Genomic DNA, 3,209 nt, shown 5'->3' on the forward strand with positions numbered 1-3,209 from the left:
CCCCACCGGGTGCCCGCCCTTCGTCGTTCCCGGCGTCAGCCGCGTCGCGCCCGCACCGCGGACACGATCCCGCCGGCGACGAGCACGACCGCCACCGCGCCCACGGCCCAGCCGGGCCAGTAGCCCGCCCGCACCGCCGGCGTCAGCTCCGTGCGCAGCGGCAGGTCCGCCACCCAGTGGTCGGGGGTGAACAGCTGCGTGCGCGCCACGAGCGTCCCGTCCGGCGCGACGACGCCGCTCACGCCCACCGTCGACACCTGCACCGCCGCCCGGCCCGTCGTGATCGCCTGCAGCCGCGTCATCGCGAGCTGCTGCGTGGACTCCGCCGTGTACCCGAACGACGCGTTGTTCGTCGGCACCACCAGCACCTGCGCACCCCGCTGCACGGCGTCGCGGACGATCTCGTCGTAGGCGACCTCGAAGCAGATCACGGTCGCCATCGGCACCGTCGTCGCGCCCGCGTCGCGCCCGATCGCCGCGCCGTCGACCGGCAGCTCGACCACGGCCGGCTCCGTGCCGGCGATCATGTCCGTCGTCACCCGGTCCACCTGGGCGCTGAACAGGCGCACGAACGAGCGGATCGGGATGTACTCCCCGAACGGCGCCGGGTGCTGCTTCGCGTACCGCTGCGTCACCCCCTGGCCCGGCTCCCACAGCAGGGCCACGTTGTAGCGCCCGCCCGTGTCCGGGTACTCCTGCGCGCCCACGAGGATCGGAGCGCCCACCGCCGTCGCCGCGTCGTCGATCGCCTCGCCGACCTCCGGCGTGGTCTGCGGGTCGAGGTCCGAGCCGTTCTCCGGCCACAGCACCACGTCCACCGCGTCGCCCGGCTGGTCCCCGAACGCGCCCGCGGCCTGCTCGTCCGCGATCGCGTACGTGCCGTCCAGGTGGTTGTTCAGCACCTCCGCGCGGTTCGCGAACGAGCCCTCCCCCGGCTCCGACACGTTGCCCTGCACCGCCCCGGCGCGCAGCACGCCCGCCTCAGCCGTGCCCGTGCCGGCGTCCACGACCGTCCCCGCGCGCCCCGGGTCGTCCGCGTCGGTCACCTCGCGGGTGCCGGGGTCGTGCGCCAGCGGCAGGAGCAGCGGCGCGGTCACCAGGGCGGCCGCGGCCAGGACGAACACGGCGGCGCCCGCGGCCGAGCGCGCCCGGCGTCGGGCGTCGCGCCACGGCGTGCGCAGCAGGCGCCCGACGGCGAGCGCGAGCAGCACGCCCGCCGCCGCGACGAGCAGGGACACGAGGGTGGTGCCGCCGAGCCAGGCGGCCCGGCCGGTCGGCGCACCCGCCATCGCCCACGCGAGCCGGCCCCAGGGGAAACCGCCGAACGGGATCTCGGAGCGCCATTGCTCCACCGCCACGAAGAGGACCGCGAAGACGGCGGCCTGCGCGACGGCGTGCCGACGCACCCAGCCCCAGCGGCGCGCCCACGTCCACAGCGACCCGAACGCGGCGAGGAACATGGTCTCCAGCACGGACAGCGCCACCCAGGGCAGGGTGTCCGTGGCGAAGTTCGCCCACCAGATGTGCGGCAGCCAGAACGTCAGGCCGGCGACGAGCCCGACGAGGAAGTTCCAGCCCGCCGCGCGGCGGCCGTCGCGCCGCAGGGCGGCGAACAGCAGCGCCACGCCGACGAACGCCAGCGGCCACGCCCCGACGTCCGGGAACGAGGCCCACAGCGCGGCCCCGGCCGCCACGGCGAGCAGGAGCGTGGCGGGGCGGCTCGCCCAGCGGTCGGTGGGTGCCGTCGTGCGCGGCGCGGCAACCCCGTCCCGACCGACATCCCGACCGACGTCTCGACCGGTGCCGGCTTCGTCGCGGGGCTCTCCGACCGGGCTCGGGCTCACGTGCAACACCCCCGCAGGGTACGTGACCGCGGCCCGCCCCCGGGTCCCCGGGAGGCCTTCGAGCACGCGATCCGTCGCGTGCTCGAAGGGGCGGGCGGCTCCGTACAGGTCAGTACAGGATCGACGCCTTGCCGCGCGGCCACGCGAGCGTGGCGTAGATCTGCACCATCGCGGCCTGGCCGAGCAGCTCCGTGGTCTCGCCGTCGGCCGGGAACAGCCCCGTCTCCGGGTCGCGCACCTCGCGCCACTGCGCGTCCGCGTAGTCGGTCATCGCGTCCCGGTACGTGTGACCGCCCGTCACCGACTCCAGCAGCAGGAGGTTCTTGAACCAGATGGAGTTGAAGAACATCGGCTGGTCGTCGAGGCGCCCCTCGGTGACGTAGTAGCGGTAGGAGGCGCGGGCGATCGCGCGGGCCTTGTCCAGGTACTCCTCGTCGCCCGTGGCCTGGTACAGCAGCGCGTACGTGCCCACCGGCACGCCCTGGTTGTACGACCAGTGGGTCCGGTCGATCGAGCCGTCCAGCTTGATGTTGTCCCAGTACAGGCCGTCGGGCGCGAGCAGGTACCGGTCGGTCCAGTCCGTCATCCGCTCGGCCCAGCGCAGGTAGTCCCGCTCCCCCGTGATCAGGTACAGCCGCGTGGCGAGCTGCGCGCCCGGCATGGTGGACACGGTGTTCCGGTCGGTGCTCCACGTCGCCTGCGTCCAGAAGACGCCTCCCGGCGCCGGGTGGCTCGGGTCGGTGTCCCAGCCGGTCACCACCAGGTCGAAGATCTCCTCCGCCCGCTCCAGCGCCGCGGCGTCACCGGTGTCGAGGTACTGCTGCACCTTCGCCAGGGCCACCCACTCGTTGTCGTCGTAGAACATGTCTCCGCCGTCGCCGTACGGCGCACGGGGGTACGAGTCGTAGCCGGGCAGGCCGGTGGTGCCCCCGCCCGCGTTCCAGAACCGTTCCTGCCCGACGTCGCGGTCCGCGAGGTCGTCGACGAACTGGCGGCCGGTGCGGCCCGGGATGCCGGCGAGGTCGAGCGTGGCGACGTGCGCCTGGGAGAACGGCCACTCGAACGAGTAGGTCCGGTCCTTGGCCTTGCGGGGGAAGTGCTCCAGGTACAACGACGACCCGTCGTCGGCGTAGAGGTGCTCCTGCATCGCCTCGTAGCTCGCCACCGCCCGCGCCGCCTGCGTGCGCGGCGACGCGTCGGGACCGTGCCGGCCCACGTCGTCCGCGACGGCCGGCGCCGCCGCCCCCATCACGCACGCCAGCGCGGCGACCGTCCCGACTGCTCTGGTGAACCTCATCGTTCTCTCCTTCGCTCGGTGGTGCTCGGGTGGTGCTCTGTCTCTCGGCGGCCTTCGAGCAAGCGATC

Annotated in this window: 2 protein-coding genes; both read right to left on the minus strand. The window is 74.2% G+C overall.

The features are described from left to right. Positions 1 to 35: 35 nt before the first annotated feature. Positions 36 to 1,853 carry an apolipoprotein N-acyltransferase gene (gene lnt / locus ACFUVW_RS20320; RefSeq protein ID WP_430573106.1) on the minus strand — a complete coding sequence of 606 codons (1,818 nt, stop codon included), beginning with the start codon at positions 1,851 to 1,853 and terminating at the stop codon, positions 36 to 38. Between the two features lie 100 nt (positions 1,854 to 1,953). Then, complete coding sequence (locus ACFUVW_RS20325) at positions 1,954 to 3,141, minus strand: glycoside hydrolase family 76 protein (RefSeq protein WP_430573107.1); 1,188 nt, start codon at positions 3,139 to 3,141, stop codon at positions 1,954 to 1,956. Positions 3,142 to 3,209: the final 68 nt, after the last annotated feature.

The sequence above is a fragment of the Isoptericola sp. NPDC057391 genome, assembly GCF_042668085.1.
Lineage (GTDB): Bacteria > Actinomycetota > Actinomycetes > Actinomycetales > Cellulomonadaceae > Isoptericola.